This window comes from Arthrobacter sp. (assembly GCF_031179385.1).
Classification (GTDB): Bacteria; Actinomycetota; Actinomycetes; order Actinomycetales; family Micrococcaceae; genus Arthrobacter_D.
This window is the reverse complement of the sequence record NZ_JAPSHV010000092.1, coordinates 4,580-11,132: the sequence shown is the minus strand read 5'-3', so window position 1 is coordinate 11,132 and position 6,553 is coordinate 4,580. Positions and strand designations below refer to the sequence as shown.

6 protein-coding genes are annotated in these 6,553 nt (G+C 66.2%); all 6 read left to right on the top strand.

Going from position 1 to position 6,553, the window contains the following annotated elements; all coding sequences use genetic code 11:
- Window positions 1–729: ABC transporter ATP-binding protein (locus RIF85_RS12100; protein WP_309072153.1), on the top strand; the 729-nt coding region annotated here is incomplete at its 5' end.
- Between the two features lie 68 nt (window positions 730–797).
- Complete coding sequence (locus RIF85_RS12095; RefSeq protein WP_309072152.1) at window positions 798–1,850, top strand: aliphatic sulfonate ABC transporter substrate-binding protein; 1,053 nt, start codon at window positions 798–800, stop codon at window positions 1,848–1,850.
- On the top strand, window positions 1,847–2,725 hold the full coding sequence (locus RIF85_RS12090; RefSeq protein WP_309072151.1) for an ABC transporter permease: 879 nt from the start codon (window positions 1,847–1,849) through the stop codon (window positions 2,723–2,725). Before RIF85_RS12095 ends, RIF85_RS12090 begins: the two co-directional genes overlap by 4 nt.
- Window positions 2,701–4,662, top strand: coding sequence for an acetate--CoA ligase (gene acs, locus RIF85_RS12085; protein ID WP_309072150.1), 1,962 nt, complete (start codon window positions 2,701–2,703; stop codon window positions 4,660–4,662). Before RIF85_RS12090 ends, acs begins: the two co-directional genes overlap by 25 nt.
- Window positions 4,663–4,713: 51 nt before the next feature.
- Entirely contained in the window at window positions 4,714–6,057 is a 1,344-nt protein-coding gene (locus tag RIF85_RS12080; RefSeq protein WP_309072149.1) for an O-acetylhomoserine aminocarboxypropyltransferase/cysteine synthase, read from the top strand.
- Window positions 6,054–6,548 (top strand): CoA-binding protein, encoded by a 495-nt coding sequence (locus RIF85_RS12075; RefSeq protein ID WP_309072148.1) that lies wholly within the window; start codon window positions 6,054–6,056, stop codon window positions 6,546–6,548. Before RIF85_RS12080 ends, RIF85_RS12075 begins: the two co-directional genes overlap by 4 nt.
- The last annotated feature ends 5 nt before the right edge of the window (window positions 6,549–6,553 follow it).

The following is a 6,553-nucleotide window of genomic DNA, read 5'->3' as shown; positions in this document are numbered from 1 at the left end:
GGCAGCGGCAGCGCTGAGCATGTGGTCCTGAGGGACATCAACCTCGAGGTTCGCGCCGGTGAAGTGCTGGCGATTGTCGGAGCGAGCGGCTGCGGAAAATCAACCCTGCTTCGGGCCGCGGCCGGCCTCGACTCACCTACCGGCGGCAAGGTTCTGATCGACGGCACCGCCGTCAACGGGATCGACGACCGCTGCGCCTTCGCCTTCCAGGAACCCCGCCTCCTTCCCTGGCTCTCCCTGCGTGCCAATATCGCAATCGGACTGCCCAAGGGAACCAGCGCTGCAACCGGCAAGGCAAAAGTCACGGAGCTCCTCGGTCTCGTCGAGCTAGCCGACTTCGCCGAGCACCGCCCCCGTGAGGTCTCGGGCGGCATGGCACAGCGCGCGTCGCTGGCCCGGGCACTCGCACGCAACCCAGGTGTACTGCTGCTCGATGAGCCATTCGGTGCGCTGGACGCACTGACCCGCCTGAAGATGCAGGACCTCCTGCTCGATATCCACCGCGCGCAGCCCACAACGGTCCTGCTCGTCACGCACGACGTCGACGAAGCCCTCCAGCTTGCTGACCGCATCATCGTGCTGGGCAAATCAGCGGACCCGGCTCACCCCGGAGCATCCGTCACCGAGGTGCTCACCGTGCCGGGCGAGCGCCCCCGCGACCGCAATTCGGCTGAGCTCGGTCGAATGCGGAGCTCACTGCTCGCCACTCTCGGCGTCAAAGGCCACTAGCGCACCCACCACTTGTTCCGCCGTCGTGCCCGTCCGCGCGATGGCTGCCGTCCATGCAAAGGAAAATCATGATCCGCACCCGCTCACCCTTCACCCGCCGCGCCGTCGTCTCCGTAGCGCTCGCCGCAAGCAGCGCTTTCGCACTGACCGGCTGCCTCGCCGGCGAGAACGCCGCCTCCACCGAAGAAGCCGGATCCGGAGAATCGGCCACCGAACTGAACATCGACTTTGCCACCTACAACCCGCTGAGCCTGGTCATCAAGGACCAGGGCTGGCTGGAAGCCGAGCTGGAAGACGAAGGCGTAACCGTCAACTGGATCCAGTCCGCCGGATCCAACAAGGCCAACGAAGCGCTGCGCGCAGGAGCGGTCGACGTCGGCTCCACCGCCGGATCCGCTGCCCTCCTCGCCCGGTCCAACGGCTCGCCCATCAAGACCATCGACATCTACTCGCAGCCGGAGTGGTCGGCAATGGTGACCGTCGAGGGTACCGGCATCGAGAGCCTTGAGGACCTCCGGGGCAAGTCGATCGCAGCCACGAAGGGCACTGACCCCTACTTCTTCCTGATCCAGTCCCTTGAGTCCGCGGGCATCGACCCCTCCGAGGTCACCGTGCAGAACCTGCAGCACGCCGACGGCTGGGCTGCCCTGAACAACGGTTCGGTCGACGCGTGGGCCGGACTTGATCCGATCATGGCATCGGCCGAGCAGGAGGGCGCTGAGCTCTTCTTCCGCAACATCGACTTCAACACCTACGGATTCCTCAACGCCAACGAGGAGTTCCTGACCGAAAGCCCCGAGCTGGCCCAGACCGTGGTGAACGCGTACGAGAAGGCCCGTCAGTGGGCCAAGGAAAACCCCGAGGAGACGGCGGAGATCCTCGCCGAGGTCGCCGGCATCGACGTCGAACTTGCCAAGGCCGTGATCATCGAGCGCACCAACCTCGACGTCGATCCTGCTCCGGGCGAGGCGCAGCGTGCAGTCCTCGAGAAGGTTGGCCCGAACTTCGTCGAGACCGGCGACGTCTCCTCGCAGGAGCAGATCGATGAGGCCCTCGAGACCCTCTTCGATGACTCCTACGTCTCCAACGCCGACCCCGAAGCGATTCAGGCCTCCTCATGATCCATGAGAACGCCACCCCCATCAGCAAGGAGGGTCTGGAGGCTACCGGCCACACCCTCACCACCGCGGACGACGACGGCGTCTCACCGCTCCAGCCGGCGGACACTTCCGCCGGGTTGCTGAGCCGCCGCCCGGTCCGGCTGCTGCTGGGGCTTGTTGTTCCCGCCCTGGTGCTCGGTGCCTGGCAGCTGAATTCTGTGGTGGGCGTCTTCAGTGCGGTGCAGCTTCCCCCGCCGACGGCGGTGCTGAACGCCGCCGTCGAGCTCGCTGAGCGCGGTGAGCTGTGGATCCACATCGCCATCTCCACCCAGCGCGTACTGATCGGGTTTGCCCTCGGCGCCACGCTCGGCTTGGCTCTGGGCGCACTACTGGGGCTCTCCCGGCTGGCCGACGTGTTGCTCGCTCCCGTGATCGGCGCCCTCCGTGCTGTGCCTTCACTGGCGTGGGTTCCGCTGCTCATCCTGTGGATGAAGATCGGCGAGGACTCGAAGGTCACGCTGATCCTGATCGGCGCCTTCTTCCCGGTCTTCACCACGCTTTACCTCGCGCTGCGGCACGTCGACCGGAACCTCGTGGAGGCTGCGCGTGCCTTCGGGCTGAAGGGTTTCCGGCTGCTCACGACCGTGCAGCTTCCCGCCGTCGTTCCCGCGATCTTCTCCGGTCTGCGGTTGGCGCTCGCGCAGGCCTGGCTGTTCCTGGTGGCTGCCGAACTCATTGCCTCGTCGCTCGGTCTCGGGTTCCTCCTCACCGACTCGACGAACAACGGTCGGACAGACAGAATCTTCCTCGCAATCATCCTGCTCGCGGTGATCGGCAAGACCACCGACGCGCTGCTCGGCATCGCCGAGAGATGGGCGGTCCGGCGTTGGACCTGAGCACTGCCGAGTTGACCGAACCTGAGCTGATCGAACCGGATCTGGCCACTGAAGCCGAGCGCGTTGCGTTCTGGGAGGAGGCGGCGCGCCGGTTGCACTGGAGCTCGGAATGGCAGACGGCACATACCTTCGAGCCGGCACGCCCCGGTCCCGGCGGTGAGTTGTCTGTCCCGCGCATCGAGTGGTTCGCCGGCGGCACACTGAATGCGGCCTACAACTGCGTGGACCGGCATGTTGAGGCCGGCCTCGGTGACAAGCCTGCGCTCCTCTTCGAGGGCGAACCAGGAGACCGGCGCACCGTCACCTATTCCGAGCTTCAGCAAGAGGTCAGTCGTGCGGCGAACGCCCTGACCGCGTTGGGAATCGGCAAGGGTGACCGAGTAGTCATCTACCTGCCTGTCCTGGTGGAGACCGTCGTCGTGACCCTGGCGTGCGCGCGGATCGGAGCCGTGCATTCGCTGGTCTTCGGCGGCTTCTCGGCGGAGGCCCTGCGCTTTCGCGTCGAGGACACGGGCGCCAAGCTGCTCGTCACCACGGACGGGCAGTACCGCCGCGGAGCCGCGGTTCCGGTGAAGGCCAACGCCGATCTCGCCGTTGCCGGCAACAACGCGATCGAGCGCGTTCTGGTGATCCGGAGGACGGGAAGCGAGATCGCCTGGCACGAGGGCCGCGACGTGTGGTGGCACGACGCCGTTGCCTCCGCCTCCCCCGTACACGGGGCCGAGGCCTTCGACGCCGAAACCCCCCTGTTCATCATGTACACCTCCGGCACCACGGGGAAGCCGAAGGGCCTGGTGCACACGACGGGCGGCTACCTGACGCAGGCGTCCTGGAGCTTCGAGTACCTCTTCAGCGACCCTGACCCGGCCAAGCGGGACAGTGACATTCACTGGTGCACGGCCGACCTCGCCTGGGTCACCGCCCACACCTACGAAATCTACGGACCGCTCTCCAACGGCGCCACCCAGGTCATCTTCGAGGGCACCCCCAACACTCCGCATCCCGGCCGCCACTTCGAGATCATCGAACGGTACGGCGTCACGAGCTACTACACGGCACCCACCCTCATCCGCTCGCTGATGGGATGGTTCCCCGACGGCGTCCCGGCCAAGTACGACCGCTCCTCCATCAAGGTCCTCGGCACGGTGGGCGAAGCCACGAACCCGGAGGCATGGCGCTGGTTCCGGGAGAACATCGGCTCCGGAAGTGCCCCTATGGTGGATACGTGGTGGCAGTCCGAGACCGGCGCGACGGTCCTCTCCCCCCGCCCCACCGATGCCTCCTTCAAACCCGGCTGTGCCTCCCGCGCGCTTCCCGGCGTGAGCACCCGCATCGTGAACGACGACGGCGAACCGGTCGGTCCCGGCGAGCAGGGACTCATCGTGGTGGACCGCCACGGTCCGGCGATGGCCCGCACCGTCTGGGGAAATCCTCAGCGCTACCTCGATTCCTACTGGCGCAAGTTCGCGGAGCAGGGCTGGTTCCTTGCCGGCGACGGCGCCAAGTACGACGACGACGGCCACACCTGGATCCTCGGGCGCGTGGACGACGTCATCAACGTCTCCGGCCATCGGCTCTCCACGATCGAGATCGAGTCAGCGCTCGTATCGCATCCGCGGGTGGTCGAGGCCGGAGTGTGCCCGGTAACCGATGAGGTGACCGGGCATGCGATCGCGGCGTTCGTCGTCGTGCACGGTGACGTGGGCAACAGCGCCACACTGCAGACCGAACTCCGCAACCACGTGGCGAAGGCGATCGGCCCGATTGCCAGGCCCAGCGCCGTCGTCGTTGTGGAGGATGTTCCCAAGACGCGCTCCGGGAAAATTATGCGCAGACTGCTGACGCAGCTCTACGAGGGAACGCCGCTCGGTGACACCACCAGCCTTCAGAACGAAGGCTGCGTTCCGAAGATCGCTGACGTGCTCGCCGCGCGATAGCGCAATACTTGAGAAGAACCAGATACACCCTCCAGGAAAGGTGGCCATTCCATGGCTGACCGCACTTTCGGCTTCCGCACCCGTGCCCTGCACGCCGGCGGCACCCCTGACGCCACGCACGGCGCCCGGGCGGTGCCGATTTACCAGACCACGTCGTTCGTGTTCAAGGACACGAACGACGCCGCGAACCTCTTCGCGCTGCAGAAGTACGGCAACATCTACTCCCGCATCGGCAACCCCACCGTCGCGGCGTTCGAGGAGCGCATCGCCTCCCTCGAGGGCGGCATCGGTGCGGTCGCGACGGCGTCGGGCATGAGCGCCGAGTTCATCACCTTCGCAGCGCTGTGCCAGGCCGGCGACCACATCGTCGCGGCGTCCCAGCTCTACGGCGGCACGGTGACCCAGCTCGACGTGACGCTCCGGCGCTTCGGCATCGACACCACCTTTGTTCCGGGAACTGATCCAGCGGACTACGCGGCCGCCATCCAGGAGAACACCAAGGCGGTCTACGCCGAGGTCATCGCCAATCCGAGCGGCGAGATCGCCGACATCGCCGGGCTAGCCAAGATAGCGCACGACGCCGGTGTTCCCCTGATCATCGATTCCACCCTGAGCACGCCGTACCTGATCCGTCCGCTCGAGCACGGCGCGGACATCGTGATCCACTCGGCCACCAAGTTCATCGGCGGCCACGGCACCACGCTGGGCGGCGTCATCGTCGAAAGCGGGCGGTTCAACTGGGGCAACGGCAAGTTCCCCACCATGACCGAGCCCGTCCCGTCCTACGGAAACATCCAGTGGTGGGCCAACTTCGGCGAGTACGGCTTCCTCACCAAGCTGCGTACCGAGCAGTTGCGTGACATCGGGCCGTCGCTGTCGCCGTCGTCCGCATTCCAGCTCCTGCAGGGCGTGGAGACGCTGGCGCAGCGCGTCGATGAGCACGTCGCCAACGCGCAGGCCGTGGCCGAGTGGCTCGACAACGACCCCCGGGTCGAGTACGTGAACTACGCGGGGCTCGCCTCGCACGTGCACCACGAGCGGGCGAAGCAATATCTGCCCCAGGGACCCGGTTCGGTCTTCAGCTTCGGCGTGAGAGGCGGGCGGCAGGCCGGTCAGAAGTTCATCGAGTCGCTGCAGCTTGCCTCGCATCTGGCCAACGTTGGAGATGCCCGGACACTGGTCATCCATCCGGGCTCCACGACGCACCAGCAGCTGTCCGCGGAGCAGCTCGTGGCGGCAGGCATTCCTGAGGATCTCATCCGGATTTCCGTGGGGCTGGAGGACCTCGAGGACATCCTGTGGGACCTCGACCAGGCGCTGGATACGGCGGTGGCAGGAACGCCCGCCCACCTCGAAGAAGCGCTCGAATTCAAGAACGAGGGAGTGAAGGCATGAGTACGCAGGAACGTTCCTGGGAGGGCCCTTCTGCACCGGAGCGCCTGAACATCCTCCGCAACGCCACGTCGATCGCCATTGTCGGGGCGTCGGACAAGCCCTCCCGGGCGTCCTACTTCGTCTCGACCTACCTGCAGTCGTCAGCGCCCTACCGGCTGTACTTCGTGAACCCGACCGCAACCGAAATCCTCGGGCAGCCGGTCTACAAGTCCCTGGCCGACCTGCCGGAGCAGCCGGACATCGTCGACGTCTTCCGGAAGCACGACGATCTGCCCTCGGTCCTCGAGGAAGCCAAAGCGGTCGGTGCCAAGACCCTGTGGCTCCAGCTCGGTTCCTGGCACGAGGACGTCGCCCGGGACGCCGAGGCCGCAGGGATGAACGTGGTGATGGACCGCTGCGTGAAGATCGAGCACGCGCGCTTCCACGGCGGGCTGAACCTGGCCGGCTTCAACACCGGCGTCATTTCTTCGAAGCGGCAGGTCACCGCTTAGTGGTT